A 23,144-nucleotide genomic window follows, 5' to 3' on the forward strand; every position below is an offset into this window, starting at 1 on the left:
AGCAAGAATCGAGATCAAAGGCTGCCGTATCATTCCCGGCAGCCTTAAGATTAGGAAGTAAAATCGATAACCATGCGGCCGGTCACTTTACCTTGCTCCATTTCTTCAAAAATATCATTCACATCTTCAATCGGGCGCTTTGTCACTTTAGGTACAACTTTACCGTCTGCGGCAAATTGAAAAGCTTCCTTCAAATCTTCTCTGGTACCTACTAATGAACCTACTACCTGAATCCCATCTAACACGAGACGGGGAATATCTAAATCCATTTTGTCCACCGGTAAACCGACAGCGACTACACGGGCTCCTGCTTTTACAACATCAATCGCTTGATTGAAAGGGGTTTTAGAGACAGCCGTGATGACCACAGCATCAAGCCCTGAATCGTTAGTCACTTCTTTTGCCTTAGCGACGGGGTCTGCGTTTAAACTGTTTACAACCGCATCAGCGCCTAAGCTCTTAGCAAAATTCAATTTTTCATCGCTAATGTCGAAAGCAATCACTTTAGCGTTAAAGACATTTTTTGCATATTGAACAGCCAAGTTGCCTAAACCGCCGACTCCAAATACACCGATCCATTGACCTGGCTTAATTTCACTGACTTTAACGGCTTTATAAGTTGTTACACCTGCACAAGTAATGCTGCTTGCTGCTGCAGGGTCTAAGTTTTCCGGCACCTTTATTGCATAATCAACCGCTACGATTGCTTCTTCAGCCATTGCGCCGTCAACTGTATAGCCGGCATTTTTTACATCGCGGCACAAGGTTTCACGGCCAGTTAGGCAATATTCACAGCAGCCGCAGCTTTCAAACATCCAGGCAATAGAGACGCGGTCGCCCTTTTTCAGGCTTGTTACACCTTCACCAATCTCAGTTACAATGCCGATTCCCTCATGACCTAAAGTGACGCCTGTAACATCCCCGAAATCAGCATTTTTAACATGTAAGTCAGTATGACATACACCGCAGTATTCCATCTTAACTTTGGCTTCACCATGTCGCAAAGGACGTAATTCTTTTTGTACGATCGCTATACTTTTGTCTTTTGTTGCTACTACTGCTTTCAAATCATACACCCCTTTCAAATATTAGCAGAAAATTTTCACTTATCTTACAATTTAGCACACTGCTCTTCTTTTGAAAACCCTTACATTTTTGCGGACAAGTGTCTCTACAAAAGTTGAGGCAGTATGCAGGGAGAATTCTATAGATCATTTGTTATCTCCAAATGCACAGAATTTACATAGTATACATAAATAGATACGTTTCAAAGGAGGCCTTTTTTGAGCGATAAAAAGCTGACGGGAGATAAATTTGACAATCACCGGCTCACTAAGTTTGCGCCCTTTATCAGCTTATATCGGAAACAATGTAAGTGTCGGACATGATGCTCTCATTCATGGCCCTCTTGGAAATCACACGTTCATCGGTTTTAAGGCAATCGTATACAATGCAATTATAGGAAAAGGATCATTTATTTCATACAATGCTGTTATCACAAATGGTGTACGAATTGCACCGAATCGGTTCGTTCCTCCAGGTGCCGACATAGATACACAAAAAAATCTGACAGACTCAGACGAGTGACAGAAGAGGAACGTGAATTTACATTGGAAGTGCAGCGCGTAAATCAAGAATTCCCCGCTTCTTATAAAGCGCTATTCAGCTAACGGAAAAGCAAAATACGAATATCCTGGATTAATTAAATTGATGCATGAGAATTGGCGCTCCACGATGCAAAGGCCAGATAAGTTTTGGGAAGAGTCAGATTTCACACAGGGATTCACAAAGGGAAGAGGTGAAAGCTGTTCATCTGGATATTTATTTGTGGGGAAGCTGCAAGAAGGTTCGAAGGTGAGCAGGGCGGCGGATTAAAACTAATCTTCCCGCAAATTTATCCCAGCAGGACTGACAGGAGGATACAATCATAAAAATAAAATGATAAAGCTTCGCGAATGAGCCTAAAATCGGCTCTTTTATAATTTTCCTTTAGCGCTTTAATGGAGAAATGCAACACTCGTGGTTCTGCTGGAACAGACAACTTTTCTTATACAATTAGCATATTACAGTTACTTATTTTTACATAACTGTTGGAAATCGTCTTTCCATCTGAGATAATAAAATTTATATTGATTGATACATGGGGAGTAAGGATGGGCTGTTTTTATCAAGCGGCAGGCAAACCATTTTACAAACAAATTCCTCAAGCGGTTTTTATAACCGAAGAAATCAGTGCTTTGGATAAACGCTGTAAGAAAGACTTTCTGTTTAAATAAACGAGGTGAAAATCAATGAATGGTATAGAATTCTTAGAATCTGTGTCGCGACTTGGACAACTCATTTTGGTGTTTTCCTGCTACGCCGTTTATTGGAAATTGGGTAAAACGAAAAGGGAGCGAAGACTTACAAAATTCGAAGCTTTGCTTAGGTTCTTTGTAATGTTTGGTCTATCTGCATGGGGGCTGTCGTTTCTTGCTTTGAATTTGTGGTCATAATCTTTCTGCCGATATTTGAGCTTAAACTGCAGAGAATTACACTGGCAGGAGGTGATTTTACCCTTAGTGAAAAGAATTTCACGGGTAATCATTTGAACTTGAGCGCGGCTGATAAGGTGAAGGAGCCGGCTGCGGAGATGTGTGGATTAAAGGCTTTTACGGATTCGAACACGATGAACCGGATGCAGATTGGTGAGCGATACAGTCAAGGTATTTCCTTGACCTTTTTTAATGGCAATAAAATTTCTGGATATTAAGATAGTGAATTGATGATTTGCCAAAAAACATAGATCTTTTTAAAGTGATGGATATATATTGATTTTAAACAGTAGGAAAAAATGAGAAATGTATTTTGATAAAAAGCAGGTGAACTATATGGAAGCAGCGTCTTGGAGCAAAAGTCAAAGCTGTACCTACACATTGGCTTTTTCAAGTTTGTCGTATGGTTTGATCTTCGGGCTATATATGTTTGTATACTCGGGTTTTGTGCCATTTGCATTGGTTACTGTGGTTATCATTGCTTTTTACGCATTCATTACTTACCTTTTGTTTGCTGTTCCTGTGCAACTATGGCTAAGAAAGAAGCCTAAAAAGTTTAGTTTGGTTCATCTTTTCATTTATACAGCAGTCGCTTTTTTAGCTGTGTTCTTGTTCTGGTACATAGATAATCCGCCAATTGATTTCTCAGTTTTTAGAACTTTCATTTATTACATAATGAGCATTGTTGCTGCGTTCATATATTGGTTCTGGGACTCTATATTTCTGAGAAATTAAAATTACAATACTCACCAGAAGTAAAGCTGATGTTCTAAAAAAGACCGACTAGCGCCATGTCCAGTCTGCATTGTTCAAATTGAAATTCATGTGTTGAACCCAGAAAGCGGGTGAGGAAAAAATGGAATACATTGAGTTGACTAGGGACAATATTGATGACAATCATATTTGCTGTGCATTAGGTACGAAACAATATGAGGATGCGGTAAATGAAAAGAAGAGCTGGCTCAAAGATCGAATGAGTGATGGTTTGGTGTTCTATCGCCTAAACGAGCGGGCAAAAGTTTTTATTGAATATTTACCTGCAGAAGAAGCATGGGTTCCGGTAAGCGCACCTAATTTTATGTTTATTAATTGTCTTTGGGTCTCAGGTAAATATAAGAATAACGGGCATGCGAAACACTTGTTAGAAAGATGTGTGTCAGATGCAAAATCCCGCGGTATGGATGGGATAGTTCATATAGTGGGGAAGAAAAAACTCCCTTATTTAAGTGATAAGCATTTCTTCGAGCATATGGGATTTGCTGTGCAAGATGAAGCAGAACCCTATTTTCAGTTGGTGTCACTGACGTGGAATGAACATGCACATCCTCCTGTATTTAAAAAACAGGTGAAAAGTAATTCCGTTAATGATGAGGGAATCACAATATTTTATACATCTCAATGCCCATTTGCAGTCGGATTGTTAAAGGATGTAAAGGAACTGACTGAAAAGAAAGGACTTCATTTTCAGGCCCGGCGAATAACGTCAAAAGATATGGCGCAAAAATCCCCGGCAGTTTGGACGACTTTCAGCGTGTTTTATAATGGGACATTTCTCACTCATGAGATGATGAGCGTGAATAAGTTTGAAAAAATACTCAATAGCTTAATTTAAACTATCTTAAGAATAACTTCGAGGGAAATGAATTCTGTAATGACCTTTACTGCGCTGTTAGCTGTTTATGGCATAAATAATATTGGGTTGTCACATATGAAGGCATCTAGGTGTACTCGTTATCTCACTTCCCTGCATTTAAGACTGGGATCCATACTCTTTATAACCATCAGCCGATGCATTTTCCCCGATTTGACTTGCGGGAGAAAACATCAGTTTGATGGTTATTTTTATGAACGGAGAAAGTTCAACGCAACAAAAAAGAAGTTCTTCAGGTATTATATCCTATGGTAAAATTTAGACAGAAAGAAGCAGAAAGGAGACGTAAATGAAAGTATTTGAAGCATCTTCGTTCATTTCAGCAGCGGAAAAGCGGGCAAAAGAATATGATCAGGTTAGAGAACAATTTATCAATCTCAGAAAAGCGTTTCAGGAAATGGCTGACTTAGACGACAGTGAGTTTTCAGGCAAAGGCGCCGACAATATCAAAGCCTTTTTCCAGGACCACGCCAGCGTCACGGACAGCTGGCTTGATCTGATCGATATGAAGATTGCTTTTCTTAACAGTATTTCAGGAAAAGTAGCTGATGCCGGATTAGCCGATTCGTTTGTGGAAGAGTCATTTTTAGAACATGAGTTGATTCATGCGAAGAATACATCACAAGCTATCATGCAAGAGCAGCGGAATGAAATGGGATATTCTTAATGAGATAAGTGATATTGTTCATCTTGATGTTTTCTCTACAGAGGATGTCGATCAAAAGCTGGATTCAGCAGACAAGAAACGGGACAATACCATACACAAGCTCGGAAAGCTCGATCATGATCTAACGAAGGAATATGCAGAAACCGAGGCAAATGAACATTTCATTCAGGCAGATTTTCAACAGCTCCAAAACGCAACAGGCCAAGGGAAAAATGCAACACCACTTCACTATAACGCTAAAGCTTACAGGGAAAGTGACATACATAAGAAAAAAGGCGAGATTACAAGACACTCAGACGCTTATCTGACGATTAAGAAGGAAGAAGCGAAAGAGCGGGAAATCAAGGATCTCAAGAAAAAGCTCGCCGACGGTGTGACCGATCCGGATGAATATTTGGAAATGGCGAAGAAGATCGGGTACGAGAACCTTGACCCTTCTCAACAGCAATATGTCATTCAGCTTGAACAAGCACAACAGCTGAAAGAAGCCGGAGAAGTGACTTGGGATATATTAAAAGGAGCCGGTGTCGGCCTTTATGATGTCGGGAAAGACACGGTAACCGGTCTATGGGACTTCATAACCGATCCGGGGGAAACGCTGTCAGCACTGGGGAATGCAGTACTTCATCCTGTTAAAACATATGATGCTGTTAAAGCGGCAATTGAAGAGTCGTATCAAAAGGATATGGTGAACGGAGATGCTTACTCCAGATCAAGATGGGTGACATATGCGGTCGGTTCAGTGGCTGTGGCTGTCGTCGGAACAAAAGGCGCAGGAGCCGTTAACAAAGCTGATGCGGCGGGGAAGGTCATAAACAAGGCAGGACAGGCAGGTCAGAAAATTAAGGACATTAAGATTTCAGATTTGCTTCCTTATAACTCTAAGTATGATCTTGCTCTGGCTGATAACGTACCATACAATGTGGTTAACAGCCAAAACCTTAAAAATGGACTTTTGTCCAATGCAAAGAAATTGGATGAAAGCAGAAAGCCATTTACTGGTCAGAAAGTAAATGTCCCTTGGTTAAATAAAGAGAAGTATGAGGCCTATGAAATAGACGGCAAGGTAAAAGTTAAAGGAGAGCCTAGAGATGTAAGCCGTAGAGTATACACAATGAAAGATATTGAGCTTAATCAAAAAAATCGTAAAGGCTTTACGAATCTTCAACTGATGAAAAATGGTAATGCTCCTTTTGCTAAAGATGGCACGCAAATAAATTTACATCACTTAATTCAAGAAGAGCCTGGTACTATGCTGGAGATACCTGAAAGCTGGCATAATAAGTACAGTGATGTTTTGCATGGATTAAAAGGGAATGGACAGAGTTTTAGAAATGCTCCTGTGCTTGATAAACAATATAAAAGTTTCAGAAGAAGGTATTGGAGATGGAGAGCTCAGCAATTTGAGAATCAAGAATAAGAGGTGAAAGTTTAATGGATTATTCGAAAATAAAAACTTTCTTTGATGAAAATAAAGAAAATTCAATTCTCACGGGGGGAGTCACTGAAGATCAGATTAGAGAAATAGAAGAGGATCTCAATGTAACTCTTCCAGACAGCTATAAATGGTTTTTAACTGAGTATGGTTCAGGGGGAGCATATGGAACAATGATTCTCGGATATGACTCTCACGGCGCTGAAGTTGTCGAGCAGACCAATGAATATAAAAAATATTATAACCTTTCCGATGGTCTTGTAGTGATCGAATATGTAGATGAATTTTCTTATTGTCTTGACACTAACAAGATGATAGATGGAGAATGCCCAGTCATTCTTTGGGATAACCAAGAGGGATATGGTAAACAAGTTGGTAGTACATTCCTTGAGTTTTTAATAGAAGAACTTGAAGAAGCGAAAGACGACTGGATCGATGATGAGGACTGGGACGATTAAAACTAAAAAGAAGGTCTATAACTTGTTTTTCCATAGCATATCAAGGAGTATTAAAATGAGCTTCACAAAGATCGAACAAAAGTTGAAAGAGTTTACGATTGATGCTAGCACAGATCCTAGCATTAATACAAATGAACAACTCAAAGAGCTTGAAATGAACATAGGAAATCAATTACCTTCCGACTATAAGGATTTTTTGAAGGGATATGGAGGCTGTTATTTAGATAGTAAAAAAACAACAGATGAAGTTGAGTATGACGTTTGCTACAAACCATTAGAGAAAGATCCTTGGATGGGCAAGGAAGATGATACACAATTATTAGAGAACTTCTATGGTTTAGCTAACGATCATAACAGTCTCCAAGAAGCAATCAATACTTAAGTTCCATTTATATGTCGTTAAAAACAATATACAGTTACCAAAACGAAAAGAACCTTGTTAGAGACAGGTTCTTTTTGTATTTGAGTTGAATTTATCAATAGAATTACCGATAAATAACGTGAGAAATAATACCAGGTAGTTACAGAATTGAAAAATGCTTAGGTGTGTAATACTTGCACTAGCTGTCACTTTGATACAGAAGCTGCTGAAGCTTCAGTCTTCAGATTCTTCCGTTACATCTTAAAGGCCCCTTTATGGGCTCAAATTCAACCGTCATTAAAGCCAAAGGCGGAAGGAATTTGTTATACAAAGGTGAAGCAAACATATACAAATATGATGCTATACTTGGGCAAAACAGGGTAGTGATAGACATTGAAGTTACAATGAACGAACTTCCTTCAAATGAGATTCAAGTTGAAGGACTTGGAAAAAATGAAAATCATTTATAGTAACGTTGTAAAATTTGAGAGAGGGTGAATGCTATGGAAGGTCTAAATAACTCTTACAATTGAGAAATCAAGCAATTCACGCTTATAAAACATCTATTTAATTTTAAATCGGCGTTTCAGGTGAACTTTATATCATTTCTGTTTTAGTAAACATATTTAAAAACGAAATAAGAATTAAAATATGCAGACAAAGCGGCGAAGCATATCGCATAAAGGTGTTATCAGATGTATGACCGTGCCTAAAAATAAAACTTATGAAGAAAGGAACTCTAACTTGAAATCAAATTTAGTTTCGTTTCTATTAGCATTGTCAGGATTTATATTCAGTATTTATATGCAGTCAATGGCTTACTGGAGCAATGACTCTATGTTGTGGTATTGGGTCGGTGCGGTTTTGTCGTATCTATTTGCTGCAGGATCAGTGGTTACTCTGATTCTTAACAAAAACAAAGACTCAATTCTAACAATAAGTTGTCTCTTTTTAATGATTGTAACCGTTATGCTTATTTTAGTCACAACTTTTTGGACGACTTTTATCATTATTGCATGGCAATCTGGGATGTGAGGCTAAGGGGAATATGATCTTCTTAGTATTTTTTTATTCCTGGGATTAGAATCCCTTTTTATTATTCTTTCAAATTAAATGTAACAATTCTAATATTCATACGTTCTAAATGATAAAGGCGGGATGTCATGAAAAAACGTAAAGTCATTAAAACATTGCTGGTTATTATCACTGTTCTCATAATAGCAGCCGGATGTGCACTGTTTTCTTTAATTTCAGGAGAAAAAGTTAAATATATCGGCTATAGCCAAAGCAAGACGTGGGAAGCGTCAATCGAAAAATCAGGCAAGACCTCTATCGGCCCTAACTATTTCTTGAATTTGTATTACAGAGGTAATAAAGTGAATGAAAAGAACACGGTGATTAAGAGATTAACATTATTTGTTGACGGCCGGAAATATGGTGAAGATAAAGACTATCATCTTTCAGAATACACCGGAGAGAAATTAGAAGGCGGCGGAACGGGAGAAGACCATATTCAGACGTTTGAATATATGCCGGAAAATGAAGTGATCGGTCATGAAATCACTGTTGAAGCAGTATGGAAAACCGATCATGAGTCCTATTCAGAAAAATTACAACCTGAAAAGAACGCATTGGTATGACTGAAAGAATAAAAAGAGGGCGGTATAACCCTCTTTTTGACCAGAGCCTTTATTTTTGTTTGTTTTTCCTCGATTTGCTGAAGTCGATAAAAGAGGCATTGGAGCCGATAAAATTACTTACTAAGACATACATAAAGAAACCATTAAAAGCTCCCTGCCGGCGTCCGTTAAAAAGAATGGATAATGAGATAAGCAATACAGCCGTAAGCAAGTCTGCAGCCAGACTTATTTTACGGTGAGACCGGAAATATTCTCTTAATCTTCTGATGTTGTTCAAAGCGGACACCTCTTGATGCTTATGTATAAGAAAATAATACCATTGAAATATATGTAATATCAATGAATAAGGTTGGAAACGGAGGGGTTCAAAGTTGGGGCGATCTTGTGTAAAAGAAAGGATCAGGATGAATGTGACCAGCATCCACCCTGATCAATGGGGTTCACAGTGTTCTATTTCATTGTATTCCAATCGGAATAATATTACAAGGGTGAAAAAGAAAAAAGCGGAATGTTCTCGGCTCCTTCTGCTTCTGGAGCGGAAACGGAAAGTGAGATGTTTGTATGAAAATAAATGATTATCTGAAGGAAAGGTTTCCGACTTTAAAATTAGTGCCCGGCATTTATCATCAATGGGACGTTGGAATTCATTTTTCTCTCGGCGGCAATATGTATCAATTTAATGAAAGCGGTGCTTTGAATCTTGAGTATTTTCAGCTTGTTCATCATCAAACCGCCGCACTTTTCAATGAGCTGTTTGAACATAGCGATGACATGTTCCTTGTTGCCAACGTGTATAAGCACAAATCTCAAGGTAATCACGCGAGAAAATTAAAGGTTTATCAGCCGTTTCTGAAGTGTAAGGATGATTTATATCGGATTCAAGTGAAGACCTGTCAATGCCCGGTCGAAGAAGAATATGAAATGCAGCAGTTTTCTTTATTATGTAAACGGAAAGATCTGCGTATCCCCCAATTACTTAAGGCAGCCGTCCACGAAGATTTTCCGCTGAAGCCAAGGTTCGGGGGCTGTTCTGTTGGGTATCCTGATGTTTTCTTTGTGAATATGACAAAAGATATTATTTTCTTTCTGTATGATGACAGAGGGTGTGAAGTCATTGCTCTTGATGCCGGAAGAATACGAAAGCTTTATGATCAATATCACGATTGGATTGAATTGGACTGAAAATGAACACATGAATTCGAATCCGCTTGTGCCGGCTTTGTTCTTGCTTAGTCGGGCTGCATGAGTGTAATGGGCAGAATTGAAGGGCGCCAGAAACTTTTTTTCCTCTCATACCGACCTTCTGCATGTTAAGCTACTGTATTTATTTTGAACGAATTCCTATTTGTAAAACGGCTGAATAGAATAACATAAAAGCTATTTTACACAGTGCAGGAGGAGAGAAATGTGAGGGCTGAACACCGTGATTGTATGGAAATTGGAATTTATTCATTTGCAGAATTATATCCTGATCCTCTGACAGGGAAAACAGTCAGCGCAAAGCAGCGGATAGATGAATTGATGAAGCTGGCGAAACTGGCTGACGACGCAGGGCTTGATGTATTCGGTGTAGGCGAGCATCATCGTCTTGATTATGCGGTATCTTCGCCGCCGGCCATCTTATCAGCGATTTCACAGATCACTGAAAATATTAAGCTGACCAGTGCCACGACTGTATTATCCACTGCAGATCCCGTCCGTTTATTTGAGGATTTTGCAACGCTTGATCTGATTTCAGACGGCCGGGCGGAAATCATTGCGGGACGGGGCGCATTTTTAGACTCGTTTCCTCTTTTCGGTTATGACGTAGGCCATTATAAAGAACTGTTTGAAGAACACATTGACCTTTTTTTAAAATTAAATTCCGGGGAAGAATCGGTTACCTGGAAAGGACGTTACCGGCCGCCGCTGCGAGAGGCAGAAATTTCTCCTCGGCCTTTTCGCGGAAGCATTCCGCTATGGTTAGGTGTTTCGGGGACTCCGGAAAGCGCAGAACGGGCCGGGCGTGCAGGTTCGGGTTTGGCATTAGCTGTACTGAGCGGTGATCCGGTGTCATCTAAGCCGCTTGTTGACAAATACCGGGAAGCGGCTTCTAAAGCCGGTCATCCTCCGGAAAATGTGAAGGTTGCCGTAACCGGACATATGTTCATTTCAAAAACGAATGAACAGGCAATACAAGAATTTTACCCGTATCATTCAAATTACTGGTCTCATGTTCATTCATATCACGGGATCGATGAGCCTTTAACGAAGGAAGATTTTGAACGGGCGTCCGGAAAAGAAACTGCTTTATTTGTGGGAAGCTCACAGCAGATCATTGAAAAAATCATGCATCAATACGAGTTATTCGGACATCAGCGATTTCTCGCGCAAATCGATATAGGAGGTATGCCGTTTAAAAAAGCCGCGGAAAACATCGAACGATTAGCAGCGGAAGTAGCACCGGTTATCCGAAAAGAAACCGGCAAATCCAGCGAATGAAGTTCTGAGCAAAAGGGGCGGGCCGGTTTTTGGCAATCGCGGATTCGACAACAGAATCGGCCCGGCTTTTTCTTTATGATTATAAAAAACAAAGGGAAAAGCGCGAACCTCATTGCTTTTTCCTATCAAGAAAAGGAAGGTCATTTCATCCTCCATCGTGAAGTGTATATACCGAAAGGTTTTTATTAACAAAAGAGGGAGGATGATGCAGTAATGAAGGGTTTAGTCAAAGCTGCAGTTTTAACTGTTACTCTTGGTATTGGAGGCGCTTTCTATTCAAGTGATGCATCTGCGCACGGGTATATAAAAGAGCCCGTCAGCAGAGCGTACATGGGGGCATTAGAGAAACAAACATTGGGCTGGACGGCCGCTGCGCAGAAATATGGCTCCGTCATTGATAATCCTCAGTCTGTAGAAGGGCCGAAAGGGTTTCCGGCTGCAGGTCCGCCGGATGGAAGAATTGCGTCTGCAAATGGGGGATCGGGACAAATTGACTTCGGTTTAGACAAGCAGACTGCAGATTATTGGGTAAAACAAAACATCCGCGGCGGTTTTAACACCTTTACTTGGTACTACACGGCCCCTCATGCGACATCAAAGTGGCACTATTATATCACCAAGAAAAACTGGAATCCGAATAAACCTTTGTCAAGAGATGAATTCGAATTAATCGGAACGGTAAACCACGACGGTTCCAAGGCAGATACGAATCTGACTCATAAGATTTTTGTGCCGACTGATCGAAGCGGGTATCATGTCATTTTAGGGGTATGGGACGTTGCGGATACTTCCAATGCCTTCTATAACGTCATCGATGTAAACCTTACACAATAATCTATGAATTACTGATCGGCTGCATGTTGATACATCGGCCGATCTTTTTAGTTTTTATGTGTGAATGAAAAGGGGAAAAACAGCAGAGCGCCATAAACATTTCATTTATGGCGCCGTACGATCATGGAGGTGCTGCTGACATGGATGCGGAGGTAAGAGGATTCTTAATAACCGCCGAGGAAAGAAGCCCCAACGATGATTAATAAAATGAATAGCACCACGATTAACGCAAAGGAGCTACCATAACCACCTGAGAATCCCATATAATCTCACCTCCTAAAGAGGATTAATACATATTATGCCGAAATGTAAAGTTTGATAGGGATGCTAGTTTACTTTTTGAAAAAAGGGTTTTAGTCTGCATATATTTTCTTCTCGCATTTCTTTTAAAGGGGGACCGTAAATGCTTCCTGTAATAGAAACGGACAGACTTATTCTTAGAGAAGTTGAAAAGAAAGATACAAAGCAAATATTTGCTTGTTTTTCAAATACAAATGTAACACGCTATTATGGTTTGGAACCTTTTGATTCAATGGAACAGGCTGAAAAAATGATTGGCTGGTTTAAAGATCAATATCATGATAAAAAGGGAATGCGATGGGGAATCGAGAGGAAAGATGCGAAGGGAATAATCGGAACTATTGGTTTTAACTCTTGGGTGCCCAAGCATAAGCGGGCGGAGATCGGTTATGAGATTCATCCGAATTATTGGAGGAATGGCTATGCTTTTGAAGCGTTGGAGAATGTTCTTTCTTTTGGGTTTGAAAAGCTTGGGCTGCATCGTATAGGCGCTGTTGTTTTCATTGAGAATGCAGCGTCTCATCAATTACTGATAAAGGCGGGGTTTCAATCTGAAGGAATTTTGAGAAGATATATGTATCAAAACGGACTGCTCCATGATACACGTGTATATTCTATACTGAATGAGATCGTTAACGAATAAATTGAAAATTCGTCGTTTTGTCAGGTGTTCTGTGGTTTAAAAAAGCCGGTGAAGGCTTATTGCAGAACTTTAAAATTGATTAGAAGCCATAAAGCATTCTTTCCGCTGCGCTTTCTGCAGACGGAGTTTGATTGAAAGAAACGATTCCGATAATCACTAACAAGATGATGAACACCAATATGCTCCACAACATTATTTTTAAAGACTTTGACATGGCATACCCTCACTTTGAAAGACTTTACCGGGGCTGCGATCGGAGCCCGCACTTCAAGTATAGTCGTTATAACGGTGAAAAATGTGCAGTATCCCGTTATCAAAATAAAAACTTGCGGGCGCTGCCGCAAGTTTTCTCCGTATTAAGGTCTGTGGAATTCAATATGCTGATTATCACGATCGAACCACCCTCTGAATGCCCAATTGATCCAGCCCCCGTCCCCTTTGTTATCGAAGGACCCGTCTTCGAAGACCCAGATTCCGTAAGTAATGCCGTCATAAACGGCTGATCCGTAAAACTGAACGCCGTTAAAGCGGTCTTCATATTCTTGATTTAAATTGAACACCATGACGTTGTACTTCTGTCCTGATGCGTAAAATGTTGTTTCCATAACATTTTTTACCCAGCCGGTTCGGTTTTGATCTGACTTAACCGCTTCAGCAATGCGATCTGAGATTCCGAGAACATCTACGTTTACGTTCAGCCCGGCATCAACACCTGCTGCTTTTACGTTTTGGTCTGCTGTTTGGGATAATTTACTTTCTAACGGATTTGCAACAGGTGAAACGTGAGGCGCGTTTGCGTGTTCAGACTGACTGGCTGCTGAGGCACTGGCTGTGAAAGGAATTGTTAGAGATAAAGCTAAGCATGATCCGACTACCGTTCTGGCGATTTTCATGGCTATGACCTCCTGAGGAAATTTTTAAAAATTGCTGCAAATTCATGGTATCGCAGAAAAATTGACCAAGCAAAGAGTAGATTTTCTCAAAAGTCATGTCATTCTATTTGTGTTGTTTTCTGTAAATGAAAACCTTTTAATTAGGCGAAAAGGGAAGAAAATAATAGAGTCTTTTTATGTATTGTGTTAGGATGACCGGATTTTGGGTGAAAATAGCCCGGAGAAACGCCATATAATAAGAAAAACACCCGGAGTTTACCGGGTGTAAAAAGTGTTGATATGTCAAGTTAGCAGCATTTTTTACATTTTTTTGCATTTTCTTTTATAAACAACGATGTAATCATAATCAAGATGCTTTTTATCTTGTTTCTTCTTTTTTTGTTTAGGCTGCTTTGGGTGGTGATCATAATGTCCGTTCATATCCATACCCATATCCATACTCATATTCCTCCTTTTTTCATCTGACGGTAGTATTCTATGACAGAAAGCATGGGTGGCTTGGACAAATGAAACGGTATGCTGAAAAAGAGGCATCTCATTCGGTATAAAAAACAGGATCATACCCGCCCGATAGAAAAGAGAGGAGATGATCCTGATATTGAGTCCCTATTTGATAACCGCAATTGCAATGCCGTACCCTTTTTCAGAACTGTACAAGGCCGTCAGTTTCAATACCTTCCAGCCTTCCGCGGCTTTAGTCCCGATTCCGTTATGGGCCGTGATATAATCTCCCGGGCTGACCGTACCGTCGACCCGTACGTAATGCCGGCCGTTGAGTCCGACAATGTGCCATTCGTCTCTGGCCGCGCGTGCTTCATAGTCAGCTTCAAGAGCCGGACTGCAGTCTGGGTTTTGTTTCGGCACGCGTACCGTTTCTCCTGTTTCTTCGTCAGTCACATTTTCGTATATGAAACCGCCGAACTCGTTTGTCAAAAAGCGGCTTTGCCATCCGAAGCTTGCCGCTCCTGAGATAAAAGCGGCTGTTTCTGAAATGACGCCGAGCATGTAATCTCCGACGTGAGCCGATTCAATTTTTTCGCCTTTCACTGTGACGATCGTCCCGGCGGGAATTGTCTGGCCGGTTACACTTTCAAAATATTCTCCGTACCCTGACAGGGAAGAGGTGACAGCTCCGGCGAACGTACCGTGGCCGCCCGCTGAATCCAGTTTCCATTTGATGGACTGATGCCCTCCGGCAACCGTGTATGGTTCTTCCAATGTAATGCTTTCTGATGACAGAATCGTTCTGGAGACTTTGCTGCCCGTAATATGGACATTGTTTGAAGCGGCGATAAATGCCCTTGAACCTTCAGAACTTGAACCTCCGGAAGAGCTGATGATCGCATTTCTGTCACCTCTGGCCGTAATATCGCCTGTTCCCGCAATAACGGCGCTTGTCGGGTTGAATGCAAAACCGGAGCTGGTCGCGAGCTGTGCGCCTCCCTTTAAATTGACGGGGATCTGCTCATAAGTCTGTCCTTTTATAGATGCGGCCGCGCTGTAACCTTCCGCTTGCACCCCGAGAATGACGGCCTGACTGTTAGGGGACGTAATTCCGACGGAACCGCCGTCTCCGATCATCGTACCGTTCATAATATTTACGTTATATTGGCCTCCGCCGATTGAGATGCCTTTAGGAGAAGACTTGTATATATCAAAATTTGAAATTTTAACATAATCGGTTTTATTTGATCCGCCGGATATATTGATGTCAACACCGGCTTGTGTAAAGCCGCGTATTTTAATGCCGTTAATCGTAATATTTTGACTGCGGTATTGAAGAGCCACGACTGGATTCCCGCCATAGTCGTATGAGGGATCACCAATAGCTGTGAATCCGTTTACATTAACGTTTTTATAGGCAGAGATGACCAGCGCCCTCGGGGTCACACCGTCATAGAGAGCATTGAATACCGGTTCAATCGCGGTGCAATCGGTTAAAGTAACATCATAAGCCGTCGTGCTTTCGGGGTCTGAGGCCTGATGATGGCCGATATGACGAATATCAAATGAACGTACATCACGATACGAAACATGACCGATAATATGAACATTTTGAGAAGCCGGCCACAGGCTGTGCGCCTTTACCTCAATCCCGCGGATATTTCCGCTCGTATAGTTATTTAAAAGCCATACATGTTTAGAGCCGTCGTCAATTTCAATGCCGTTCGAGTTTGCGCTGCCCTCAGCATGCTCTGTGCCGCGGGGGTTTCCGGAATGGCAGTTGGAAATGAAAATATACTCGCTGTAATGGGTGGTAATGCCGTCGTCTCCGGCGCCGTATGCCACACAGTTATCAATCCATATATATCGGCAGCCGTCTTTCGTCCATTCTGTTTCAGGCAAATGATCGTAAGTCGGAGATGTAATATCAATACCATGGAGACCCGCGTTAACCGTTTCAACATTCTTAATCCAGCCGTATTGCACATTAGCAAACGTTAAACAGCTGGAAAACTGTCCTCCGGGGTTCCTGACCCCGCATTGACGATCAGGATTCCAGTCTAAAGTCATGTTCTGGACAAAAATATTACGGTTTCCATTATCGTAATCATCGTTAGTAATGACCCATTCGTATGCGGGAGTGTCCTCATGAAGCTTAAGCACGGTAATCCCTTGTCCCTCACCGGAAATGGTAGTCCATGAGGGGAGTTTTATCCCTTGAACCAAAAATTCTCCTGCGGGAACATTTACTTTGACCCGGCCGTTCCCGATCGCTCTCCGAAAGGCTTCCGTATTGTCCCGGCCGTCAGGGACCGCTCCGTAGTCCTCCACATTCACTTCCCGGGTGATTTTATTCTTAAGCATTTCGTATTCTGTATCAAGCCGTTCTTTTAAAAGTGAGGTGACCATTCCTTCCGCCGTCACCCGGGCATCTGCGATCTCAAGATTATCATCCGTTGCGGAATGCTTAATAAAATTCTGCATCCTTGCTTTGAGATGCTCCAATTCAGAGGGCTGTGCAGGGCGAGACTGCAATGGGGCGTTTAAAGACGGATCAGGAAAGTTTTTAAATTGAACCATTCTAAAGACACCTCTTTCTTTTGATATAAGCGCCTGAGGCAGGGGACAGAAAAGAGTCGCGCACCCTTAAAGCGCTTATTCTTCAAATTCTTTATTCAGAACGAAATTCCTTTTGAAACCAAGGTGAAATTTTAAAAAAGCTCTGTTGAAAGAACGGATATAAAGCTTTGCATTATTGTAATTGAAGCTGTCATGTGAAATGGAGGAAAAAACTGATAGGAGGGGCCCTCATTTTATGTTTATTCTCATTGACTTCGCAGTGCTTCCTCTTCGGCTGCATATACACCAAAATCAACATTCTTATCAGTTAAATGGTATAATGGGGCACGGATTGGTCATCAATACGACTGAAATAGGGAAGCAAAAGGAGCAGCGAACATGACTTTACAAATCAAAATTAAATATTCAGATGATATGCAAACGAGAATCAGTAAAATTGAACAGGGCGATTGGATTGATCTGCGGGCAGCTGAAGATATAACAATCAAAAAAGGTGAATTCAAACTTATCCCGCTTGGAGTTGCGATGGAACTGCCGGAAGGATATGAGGCCCATGTCGTTCCGCGTTCAAGTACATATAAGCATTTCGGTATCATTCAGACAAATTCAATGGGAGTCATTGATGAATCTTATAAAGGCGACAATGACTTCTGGTTTTTTCCTGCACTCGCGCTTCGGGATACCGACATTTCCAAGGGGGAGCGGATCTGCCAATTCAGAATCATGAAGAAAATGCCTGAAGTGGAGCTGATCGAAGTAGACAAGCTCGGGAACAATGACCGCGGCGGACTGGGATCAACAGGCACGAAATAAAACGAAAAAAGACTGCTTAACAGCAGTCTTTTTTTTATGGAAACAGCAGTTACATTCAATTTGTTTCGGGATTCTTGAATTGGGAAATCATACGTCACGTTCGAATTTGACTTCGAAATAAGCGGCCGCTCCGTAACCGTCTATGCCGGGAGCACATATTTAAGCCTTCCGTCTCTTTGAACAGAAAGACTTTTTTAGGTTAAAGGATAGAAGTTGTTTTGATGTTTTTATTCTTCAAGATGAACGGAGGTTTTGTCCAACGTATATAATATTGTGACAAAAGTGTAAACAAAAGAAAGGAAGATGTTATGGCAAAAAGGGTTAGAAGAGTAGACCGTAAAGCAGCTGGCAAAGAGGCAGAGCAGAAGAAACCGTCCAAAGTCACCCTGTTCTGCCGTTCGCTTCAAAGGCTGAAGCATTTGTATTGTAACATAAACATACAAATGCCATCAATAACCAAAAAAGGAATTTTAGTTTTGATTTTACCGTTTTTGCTTCTGCCGTTCTTTCGGGCTAATGCCGCTTCAGATATTTACGGCAGTTTCGAGGAATTAAAGCTGAATGAAAATCCTTCCGATTTTTCCATTTCAACGCGAGAGCATAACCCTTCTGTCCTCATATTAGCTATACACGGCGGAGGCATAGAGCCGGGGACCAGTGAGTTAGCCAGAGAAATTGCCGAAAACCGGAGTTTATATTTATTTGAAGGGTTAAAATCAGCCGGTAATGCGGCTCTGCATTTGACAAGTTCGCATTTCGATGAACCTAAGGCCGTGCAAATGGTGAAAGAGCACTCAAATGTCATTTCATTGCACGGTTACGGCAGTGATGATAAAAAGATAAAAATCGGCGGTACAGACAGAGAACGGGCCGAACTTTTGACCGATGTGCTGAAACGGCACGGGTATCCTGCCGTTCTTCTTGGCATAAATGATAAATATGCAGGCGTCAGTCCGAACAACCTTGCCAATCAATCTTCATCCGGATTGAGTATTCAAATCGAAATGAGCACCGGCTTCAGAAAATCACTATTTGACACTTTTACGCTGAAAAGCAGAGCATCCACACAAAACGGGACCTTTTATCAATTCACAAAAACGATTTCTGATTTTATCAGTGACAATTATGAATAAGCACGCCTATTTTGTCGGCGGGGCTTTTTCTTTTGAAATTTATGAAACTTTAAGTTCTTAAGATCGTATACATAATTGACAGGATGAAAGAAAAGAGGTGGGCAAATGAAAGTGATGATCGGGTCTATCATTCTTCTTGTCATCATCGGATTCGGTTTATGGCTGATGCTTAGTCCAATCTTTAAACAAGTGGGAAGCAGAGCCAAAAAATTCAAAAAGTCATGGGAGGAAGAAGATCAGCATGAGCGAAAATAAGCGCGGAAACACAAAAAAAATTCTCGGCGGTGTGATTATAGGTGCAGCCCTTTTAATTGCGGGCGTTACAGCGTCACTATTCATTGAAAAAATACCGAACGGTTATGTCGGGGTTGTATACTCACCGAATGGCGGGGTAAAATCCGACACATTGGACCAAGGCTGGCACTTAGTCGGTTTATTTAATAAAGTAACGGAATATCCGGTGCGTATGCAGACAGTGAATAATGAAAATATAAAAGTGGCAACCTCAGACGGTAAAAATATAGAAATGGATATCGCTTACAACTATGTCGTGCAGCCTGATAAAGTAGTCGATCTGTTTAACAAATTCGGCGCGGTAAACGTTGAAACGATTGAAAATACATATTTAAAAACAAGGCTGTGGGATGCGGCGCGAAAATCAATCAGCAAATACTCGGTTATTGACACATACGGGCAAAAATCTGCAGAAGCCGCTGCCGATGTTCAAAAGAGATTTGCTGATGATATGAAGAGTCTTGGATTTTTAATTGATGATCTCACGCTTGGCGTACCGAAGCCGGATAAAGCCACACAGGAAGCTATCGATGCAAGGGTGAAGTCTTCACAGGAACTTGAACGGACACAAACTGAAATTAAAATAGCCGAAGCCGAAGCGAAAAAGAAAAAAATTGAAGCGGAAGGGATCGCTGATTACAACCAAATCATAAAGAAATCAATGTCCGATGAAATGATCAAATATAAATGGATTGAAAAATGGGACGGAAAAACGCCGAAAGCGACAGGCACAGACTCGCTGCTGCAGCTGCCGCTGGACGATCAGAAGCAAAAATAAAAAGAGAAGGAGGCGATTGCCTCCTTTTTATGTTTTTTCCTGAGGGTCTTTTTCCGGCACTAATTCTTCAGACGCCTCGGTTTGATAGCTCCATAGCGTGCTATCCGTCTCTGTTGTGTCCTGATAATCTTCGGGAAGTACATATTGCTGCAAATACCGGTGAAAAAATGCCTCGAAAACAGAAATGCAAAGTGCAGAGATAACCGATGCCGCGGCAGGCGAGACATTAAATCCGCCAATGTTCATAAGGAATATCCATAATACAATGAATGAAATTCCGAAATCAGCTGCAACGGCTGTGAAATTGCTTGTTCTCGGCAGAATCATGCAATCACCCGCAAAATAAGTAATTAAACTTAAGATCACTGTAATAAACAGAACGTTTAAAAAGGTTACTTGGTACATAAGATCCAGAACAATGTACAGTAAAGCAAGTGTGAGCGCCGTTTTAGAAGCGAAAGCAATTACGTGTTTCATTTGAACCACCTTCGTTATTTCGTTTAGTCTTCATTGTAAGCAATCCGCAAATTTTTAAACTGGTATATAGTGGTTATAAAGTATACGTTTTAATAAAATGTGAATAGACATCACAGGATTCACAAGTTAAAATATGTAAAAAGGGGGATGCAAATGAAAAAATACTGGATTTGTATTGCTGTTTTTTTATTATGTTTTAGCGGAATACACTCAGCTAAAGCGGCTACCACTGAATTCGGATCAAAAACAAGCTTCACTTTGGAGGGAAATGCAAAAGAGTTTCATATTGAAAATCCTGGGGCTGTAGCTGCCGACGATTACTTTTTAGGATATAAGTTCACCATCATGAACAACTCTTCGTGCGGTTTAAGCATGAAACTCCAGCGGATGGCGCTGAACGGAAATTTTTATACATTAAGTTCTAAAAACTACAGCGGCAGCTGGTTAAACCTCAGTGCCCAGGATAAAAAATCAATTGATCCGTATCACAAATACAGAATTCTGGTTGAAAGTTCTTCAAACGTCTGTGGCCCCGCCTATATTAAAGGGTTATACGGTGTAGAATATTATCATTTTGATTGAAAATAGATACTCGCTAAAGGCAGCGGGTTTTTTTATATTTAAATATAACCTATTGTACTATGTACTAAATATTCATATATAAATTTTGATCGCCCGCCCAAAAGAAAAGATAGACAAAAACAAATTCATCACGCACAAATATACAAAGTTGAAAAATGGATGAAAAGTTTCTTTAGGGAAACATTATTAGTTGACTTCAAAAGTGTGATGTCGGATAATAAGAATGTAAGTTTTTCCTCCTTAGCAGATTCGTTTCTTAAGCCAGGGCGAATCTGCTTTTTTTATGCAAAAAAACCCCTCTGTAAGGGGTTTTTTACGATAAATGAAGTTTAATAGAATTAATGTACGGCTCTGAATACGCCGATAACTTTCCCCAAAATGCTTACGTTTTGCAGGATAATCGGCTCCATCGTCGGATTTTCCGGCTGCAGCCGCACATAATTGTCTTCTTTATAGAAGCGCTTAACCGTCGCTTCATCATCTTCGGTCATAGCTACGACGATTTCTCCGTTATTGGCCGTGTTCTGCTGTTTGACGATGACGTAATCTTTGTCAAAAATGCCGGCGTCAATCATACTTTCTCCCATGATTTCTAACATAAAGACATGTTCGCCCGGAGGAACCATCCGGTCAGGAAGCGGAAAATACTCGTCGATATTTTCAACAGCCGTAATCGGAATACCCGCCGTCACTTTCCCGATGACCGGAACGTTTACGACCTGGCTTTTCGGAATTTGGACTTCTTCTTCATCCAATACCTCAATCGCTCTCGGTTTAGTAGGGTCCCGTCTGATCAGGCCTTTTGTCTCCAGCCGCGCCAAATGGCCGTGCACGGTTGAACTGGAAGCCAGTCCTACTGCTTCTCCTATCTCTCTTACAGAAGGCGGATATCCTTTCGTTTTTACCTCTTCTTTAATAAAACGCAGGATATCAAGCTGCCTTTTTGATAGCTTCGTCATATTTCGCACCTCAAAACGTCGATTTTAAGTAGATTATAGCATGATTTTCCTGACAGTACAAACATAGGTTCGAAAAAAACGATTGACAGAAACGTTTGTTCGTATATACTGAAAGGTATAAAAAGCGAACAAACATTCTTATTGGAGGTTGTTTACATGGCGAAAGAATCTATCATATTTGTCGGACTGTTTACTGCGATTTTAAGTGCCGCTATTTTACTTGTCTCATGTGCGGGAAATGATCAGTCCCTCAGCCAATATGTTAAAATAAAGGTTCAGGACGGCGATACACTCTGGTCACTTGCGGATCATGTAGCAGAAAAGAAACACATTAATAAAGAAGATTTCATTGAGTGGGTGACGGAGAATAACCATCTCCAAACTGCTGATATAAAGCCCGGAGACGAACTTATTCTTCCGGTTAAGAAGAAGCATCCGGCCGTATATCAGCTGGCCATTGTCAATTAGAGAGGAAAGAGAGAAATGAAGGCGCTCATTTATGCCCGCGTAAGCACAAACAAAGAACAGCAGCAAACGTCATTAAAAAGACAGGAAGAGGAGCTCAGTGAGATCGCTGCTGCAAACGGCATGGAAGTCGTGAAAGTCATTTCTGAGAAAGCCAGCGGTTACGAAATGGACCGCGACGGAGTATTTGAAATGCTTGATGAAATTAAAAAATCACATATTGACGCGATATTGGTGCAGGACGAAACGAGATTGGGAAGAGGAAACGCCAAGATTGCGCTTTTGCATTGCATTTACAGGGAGAACGTAAAGATATATACGACGGCTCATAAAGGTGAACTGGAGCTTTCCGAAGCTGATACGATGGTACTTGAAATCGTCAGTATTGTTGAGGAATATCAAAGGAAAATTCACAATATGAAAATCCGGCGGGGAATGAAAAGAGCCGTGAAAAACGGTTACAAACCTGAACGGAATCTGAAAAACAGGCATGAAAACAGCGGAAAAGAAAAAAAAGAGGTTCCGGTTTCGGAAATTATCAGGCTGAGAGCCAACAAGCTTACCTTTGCAGAAATCGCAGCGACCTTAAGAGGATTCGGCTATGATGTGTCCAAAGCCACGGTTCACCGGCGGTTTCAGGAATATACCGCAGACACAGAAGGCAGCTGACGCGCATCAGTTGTAAAAAAGACTGCGTTTTAGTAGTATATAATCAACACGCA

Annotated in this window: 26 protein-coding genes and 3 pseudogenes; 21 read left to right on the forward strand and 8 right to left on the reverse strand. The window is 41.0% G+C overall.

The annotated features are described in order from the left end of the window. Positions 1–50: 50 nt before the first annotated feature. A complete protein-coding gene (gene adhP / locus U2H13_RS09245; RefSeq protein WP_326233354.1) occupies positions 51–1,067 on the reverse strand; it encodes an alcohol dehydrogenase AdhP in 1,017 nt (338 codons plus the stop codon). 653 nt (positions 1,068–1,720) lie between these two features. On the opposite strand from adhP, the pseudogene U2H13_RS09250 reads away from it, so the two are divergent. From U2H13_RS09250 to U2H13_RS09295, 10 genes and pseudogenes are all read left to right on the forward strand, one after another. Then, positions 1,721–1,855: pseudogene (locus tag U2H13_RS09250) on the forward strand (hypothetical protein); the annotation flags it as partial. A gap of 436 nt (positions 1,856–2,291) precedes the next feature. After that, positions 2,292–2,495: a hypothetical protein gene (locus U2H13_RS09255; protein ID WP_017417852.1), complete on the forward strand. Its 204-nt coding sequence runs from the start codon at positions 2,292–2,294 to the stop codon at positions 2,493–2,495. 375 nt (positions 2,496–2,870) lie between these two features. Next, on the forward strand, positions 2,871–3,269 hold the full coding sequence (locus U2H13_RS09260; protein ID WP_121984457.1) for a UPF0715 family protein: 399 nt from the start codon (positions 2,871–2,873) through the stop codon (positions 3,267–3,269). A 121-nt stretch (positions 3,270–3,390) separates the two neighbouring features. Beyond that, on the forward strand, positions 3,391–4,146 hold the full coding sequence (locus U2H13_RS09265) for an N-acetyltransferase (RefSeq protein ID WP_121984442.1): 756 nt from the start codon (positions 3,391–3,393) through the stop codon (positions 4,144–4,146). Between the two features lie 328 nt (positions 4,147–4,474). Next, a pseudogene (locus U2H13_RS09270) lies at positions 4,475–6,272 on the forward strand (T7SS effector LXG polymorphic toxin). Positions 6,273–6,286: 14 nt separating this feature from the next. After that, the gene (locus U2H13_RS09275) at positions 6,287–6,745 is read left to right on the forward strand and encodes an SMI1/KNR4 family protein (protein ID WP_021493429.1); all 459 of its coding nucleotides are present in this window, start codon (positions 6,287–6,289) and stop codon (positions 6,743–6,745) included. Between the two features lie 55 nt (positions 6,746–6,800). Further along, positions 6,801–7,124: pseudogene (locus tag U2H13_RS09280) on the forward strand (SMI1/KNR4 family protein); the annotation flags it as partial. 302 nt (positions 7,125–7,426) lie between these two features. Further along, positions 7,427–7,576 (forward strand): hypothetical protein, encoded by a 150-nt coding sequence (locus U2H13_RS09285; protein WP_223204376.1) that lies wholly within the window; start codon positions 7,427–7,429, stop codon positions 7,574–7,576. A gap of 229 nt (positions 7,577–7,805) precedes the next feature. Continuing rightward, a complete protein-coding gene (locus tag U2H13_RS09290) occupies positions 7,806–8,141 on the forward strand; it encodes a DUF3902 family protein (RefSeq protein WP_021493426.1) in 336 nt (111 codons plus the stop codon). A gap of 128 nt (positions 8,142–8,269) precedes the next feature. After that, positions 8,270–8,746: a DUF4944 domain-containing protein gene (locus U2H13_RS09295; RefSeq protein WP_276351238.1), complete on the forward strand. Its 477-nt coding sequence runs from the start codon at positions 8,270–8,272 to the stop codon at positions 8,744–8,746. A 49-nt stretch (positions 8,747–8,795) separates the two neighbouring features. On the opposite strand, the gene U2H13_RS09300 is transcribed toward U2H13_RS09295, so the two are convergent. Continuing rightward, positions 8,796–9,023: a hypothetical protein gene (locus U2H13_RS09300; protein WP_021493425.1), complete on the reverse strand. Its 228-nt coding sequence runs from the start codon at positions 9,021–9,023 to the stop codon at positions 8,796–8,798. Between the two features lie 284 nt (positions 9,024–9,307). Between U2H13_RS09300 and U2H13_RS09305 the strand changes: the two genes are divergently transcribed. The 3 genes from U2H13_RS09305 to U2H13_RS09315 all read left to right on the forward strand — a co-directional run bounded on the left by U2H13_RS09305 (position 9,308) and on the right by U2H13_RS09315 (position 12,061). Next, positions 9,308–9,928 (forward strand): DUF3885 domain-containing protein, encoded by a 621-nt coding sequence (locus U2H13_RS09305; protein WP_017417864.1) that lies wholly within the window; start codon positions 9,308–9,310, stop codon positions 9,926–9,928. Positions 9,929–10,153: 225 nt separating this feature from the next. Next, on the forward strand, positions 10,154–11,227 hold the full coding sequence (locus U2H13_RS09310) for an LLM class flavin-dependent oxidoreductase (protein WP_276351239.1): 1,074 nt from the start codon (positions 10,154–10,156) through the stop codon (positions 11,225–11,227). A 213-nt stretch (positions 11,228–11,440) separates the two neighbouring features. Next, positions 11,441–12,061, forward strand: a complete 621-nt coding sequence (locus U2H13_RS09315) for a lytic polysaccharide monooxygenase (protein WP_003154023.1) — start codon at positions 11,441–11,443, stop codon at positions 12,059–12,061. A gap of 164 nt (positions 12,062–12,225) precedes the next feature. Here the strand turns inward: U2H13_RS09315 and U2H13_RS09320 are convergent, their stop codons facing one another. Continuing rightward, positions 12,226–12,324 carry a YjcZ family sporulation protein gene (locus U2H13_RS09320; RefSeq protein WP_003154022.1) on the reverse strand — a complete coding sequence of 33 codons (99 nt, stop codon included), beginning with the start codon at positions 12,322–12,324 and terminating at the stop codon, positions 12,226–12,228. A 140-nt stretch (positions 12,325–12,464) separates the two neighbouring features. Here U2H13_RS09320 and U2H13_RS09325 point away from each other — a divergent pair, with 140 nt between their 5' ends. Further along, positions 12,465–13,004: a GNAT family N-acetyltransferase gene (locus U2H13_RS09325; protein WP_014418009.1), complete on the forward strand. Its 540-nt coding sequence runs from the start codon at positions 12,465–12,467 to the stop codon at positions 13,002–13,004. A 356-nt stretch (positions 13,005–13,360) separates the two neighbouring features. On the opposite strand, the gene U2H13_RS09330 is transcribed toward U2H13_RS09325, so the two are convergent. The 3 genes from U2H13_RS09330 to U2H13_RS09340 form a co-directional block, all read right to left on the reverse strand. Beyond that, positions 13,361–13,897, reverse strand: coding sequence for a hypothetical protein (locus tag U2H13_RS09330; protein WP_007611706.1), 537 nt, complete (start codon positions 13,895–13,897; stop codon positions 13,361–13,363). 300 nt (positions 13,898–14,197) lie between these two features. Further along, entirely contained in the window at positions 14,198–14,335 is a 138-nt protein-coding gene (locus tag U2H13_RS09335) for a hypothetical protein (protein ID WP_376700782.1), read from the reverse strand. A 168-nt stretch (positions 14,336–14,503) separates the two neighbouring features. After that, entirely contained in the window at positions 14,504–16,921 is a 2,418-nt protein-coding gene (locus U2H13_RS09340) for a peptidase G2 autoproteolytic cleavage domain-containing protein (RefSeq protein ID WP_154817685.1), read from the reverse strand. A 378-nt stretch (positions 16,922–17,299) separates the two neighbouring features. On the opposite strand from U2H13_RS09340, the gene U2H13_RS09345 reads away from it, so the two are divergent. From U2H13_RS09345 to U2H13_RS09360, 4 genes are all read left to right on the forward strand, one after another. Continuing rightward, complete coding sequence (locus U2H13_RS09345; RefSeq protein WP_154817687.1) at positions 17,300–17,734, forward strand: dUTP diphosphatase; 435 nt, start codon at positions 17,300–17,302, stop codon at positions 17,732–17,734. Positions 17,735–18,042: 308 nt separating this feature from the next. Beyond that, positions 18,043–18,867: a poly-gamma-glutamate hydrolase family protein gene (locus U2H13_RS09350; RefSeq protein WP_022553288.1), complete on the forward strand. Its 825-nt coding sequence runs from the start codon at positions 18,043–18,045 to the stop codon at positions 18,865–18,867. A 105-nt stretch (positions 18,868–18,972) separates the two neighbouring features. Then, a complete protein-coding gene (locus tag U2H13_RS09355) occupies positions 18,973–19,122 on the forward strand; it encodes a hypothetical protein (protein WP_014418013.1) in 150 nt (49 codons plus the stop codon). After that, positions 19,109–19,939, forward strand: coding sequence for a prohibitin family protein (locus U2H13_RS09360; RefSeq protein ID WP_014418014.1), 831 nt, complete (start codon positions 19,109–19,111; stop codon positions 19,937–19,939). Before U2H13_RS09355 ends, U2H13_RS09360 begins: the two co-directional genes overlap by 14 nt. A 27-nt stretch (positions 19,940–19,966) precedes the next feature. Here U2H13_RS09360 and U2H13_RS09365 read toward each other — a convergent pair whose 3' ends face one another. Next, positions 19,967–20,416 (reverse strand): YndM family protein, encoded by a 450-nt coding sequence (locus U2H13_RS09365; protein ID WP_017417873.1) that lies wholly within the window; start codon positions 20,414–20,416, stop codon positions 19,967–19,969. 153 nt (positions 20,417–20,569) lie between these two features. On the opposite strand from U2H13_RS09365, the gene U2H13_RS09370 reads away from it, so the two are divergent. Then, positions 20,570–20,998, forward strand: a complete 429-nt coding sequence (locus U2H13_RS09370; protein WP_014418016.1) for a hypothetical protein — start codon at positions 20,570–20,572, stop codon at positions 20,996–20,998. A gap of 338 nt (positions 20,999–21,336) precedes the next feature. Here the strand turns inward: U2H13_RS09370 and lexA are convergent, their stop codons facing one another. Then, a complete protein-coding gene (gene lexA, locus U2H13_RS09375; protein ID WP_007611720.1) occupies positions 21,337–21,957 on the reverse strand; it encodes a transcriptional repressor LexA in 621 nt (206 codons plus the stop codon). A gap of 156 nt (positions 21,958–22,113) precedes the next feature. On the opposite strand from lexA, the gene yneA reads away from it, so the two are divergent. Both yneA and U2H13_RS09385 read left to right on the forward strand, forming a co-directional pair. Beyond that, a complete protein-coding gene (yneA, locus tag U2H13_RS09380) occupies positions 22,114–22,425 on the forward strand; it encodes a cell division suppressor protein YneA (RefSeq protein ID WP_003154001.1) in 312 nt (103 codons plus the stop codon). Between the two features lie 15 nt (positions 22,426–22,440). Then, positions 22,441–23,091, forward strand: a complete 651-nt coding sequence (locus U2H13_RS09385) for a recombinase family protein (RefSeq protein WP_021493418.1) — start codon at positions 22,441–22,443, stop codon at positions 23,089–23,091. Positions 23,092–23,144: the final 53 nt, after the last annotated feature.

The organism is Bacillus sp. A1 (assembly GCF_042296235.1).
GTDB lineage: Bacteria > Bacillota > Bacilli > Bacillales > Bacillaceae > Bacillus > Bacillus velezensis.

What these genes read in the sequence shown, in the direction of transcription:
- U2H13_RS09385 (WP_021493418.1), top strand. Translation starts at nt 22,441, where the DNA reads ATGAAGGCGCTCATTTATGCCCGCGTAAGCACAAACAAAGAACAGCAG.
- U2H13_RS09350 (WP_022553288.1), top strand. Translation starts at nt 18,043, where the DNA reads ATGGCAAAAAGGGTTAGAAGAGTAGACCGTAAAGCAGCTGGCAAAGAG.
- U2H13_RS09340 (WP_154817685.1), bottom strand. Translation starts at nt 16,921, where the DNA reads ATGGTTCAATTTAAAAACTTTCCTGATCCGTCTTTAAACGCCCCATTG.
- U2H13_RS09260 (WP_121984457.1), top strand. Translation starts at nt 2,871, where the DNA reads ATGGAAGCAGCGTCTTGGAGCAAAAGTCAAAGCTGTACCTACACATTG.
- U2H13_RS09315 (WP_003154023.1), top strand. Translation starts at nt 11,441, where the DNA reads ATGAAGGGTTTAGTCAAAGCTGCAGTTTTAACTGTTACTCTTGGTATT.
- U2H13_RS09335 (WP_376700782.1), bottom strand. Translation starts at nt 14,335, where the DNA reads ATGGATATGGGTATGGATATGAACGGACATTATGATCACCACCCAAAG.
- U2H13_RS09370 (WP_014418016.1), top strand. Translation starts at nt 20,570, where the DNA reads ATGAAAAAATACTGGATTTGTATTGCTGTTTTTTTATTATGTTTTAGC.
- U2H13_RS09360 (WP_014418014.1), top strand. Translation starts at nt 19,109, where the DNA reads ATGAGCGAAAATAAGCGCGGAAACACAAAAAAAATTCTCGGCGGTGTG.
- U2H13_RS09325 (WP_014418009.1), top strand. Translation starts at nt 12,465, where the DNA reads ATGCTTCCTGTAATAGAAACGGACAGACTTATTCTTAGAGAAGTTGAA.
- U2H13_RS09330 (WP_007611706.1), bottom strand. Translation starts at nt 13,897, where the DNA reads ATGAAAATCGCCAGAACGGTAGTCGGATCATGCTTAGCTTTATCTCTA.
- U2H13_RS09265 (WP_121984442.1), top strand. Translation starts at nt 3,391, where the DNA reads ATGGAATACATTGAGTTGACTAGGGACAATATTGATGACAATCATATT.
- U2H13_RS09320 (WP_003154022.1), bottom strand. Translation starts at nt 12,324, where the DNA reads ATGGGATTCTCAGGTGGTTATGGTAGCTCCTTTGCGTTAATCGTGGTG.
- U2H13_RS09290 (WP_021493426.1), top strand. Translation starts at nt 7,806, where the DNA reads ATGACCGTGCCTAAAAATAAAACTTATGAAGAAAGGAACTCTAACTTG.
- U2H13_RS09345 (WP_154817687.1), top strand. Translation starts at nt 17,300, where the DNA reads ATGACTTTACAAATCAAAATTAAATATTCAGATGATATGCAAACGAGA.
- yneA (WP_003154001.1), top strand. Translation starts at nt 22,114, where the DNA reads ATGGCGAAAGAATCTATCATATTTGTCGGACTGTTTACTGCGATTTTA.
- U2H13_RS09365 (WP_017417873.1), bottom strand. Translation starts at nt 20,416, where the DNA reads ATGAAACACGTAATTGCTTTCGCTTCTAAAACGGCGCTCACACTTGCT.
- U2H13_RS09295 (WP_276351238.1), top strand. Translation starts at nt 8,270, where the DNA reads ATGAAAAAACGTAAAGTCATTAAAACATTGCTGGTTATTATCACTGTT.
- lexA (WP_007611720.1), bottom strand. Translation starts at nt 21,957, where the DNA reads ATGACGAAGCTATCAAAAAGGCAGCTTGATATCCTGCGTTTTATTAAA.
- U2H13_RS09355 (WP_014418013.1), top strand. Translation starts at nt 18,973, where the DNA reads ATGAAAGTGATGATCGGGTCTATCATTCTTCTTGTCATCATCGGATTC.
- U2H13_RS09255 (WP_017417852.1), top strand. Translation starts at nt 2,292, where the DNA reads ATGAATGGTATAGAATTCTTAGAATCTGTGTCGCGACTTGGACAACTC.
- U2H13_RS09275 (WP_021493429.1), top strand. Translation starts at nt 6,287, where the DNA reads ATGGATTATTCGAAAATAAAAACTTTCTTTGATGAAAATAAAGAAAAT.
- U2H13_RS09305 (WP_017417864.1), top strand. Translation starts at nt 9,308, where the DNA reads ATGAAAATAAATGATTATCTGAAGGAAAGGTTTCCGACTTTAAAATTA.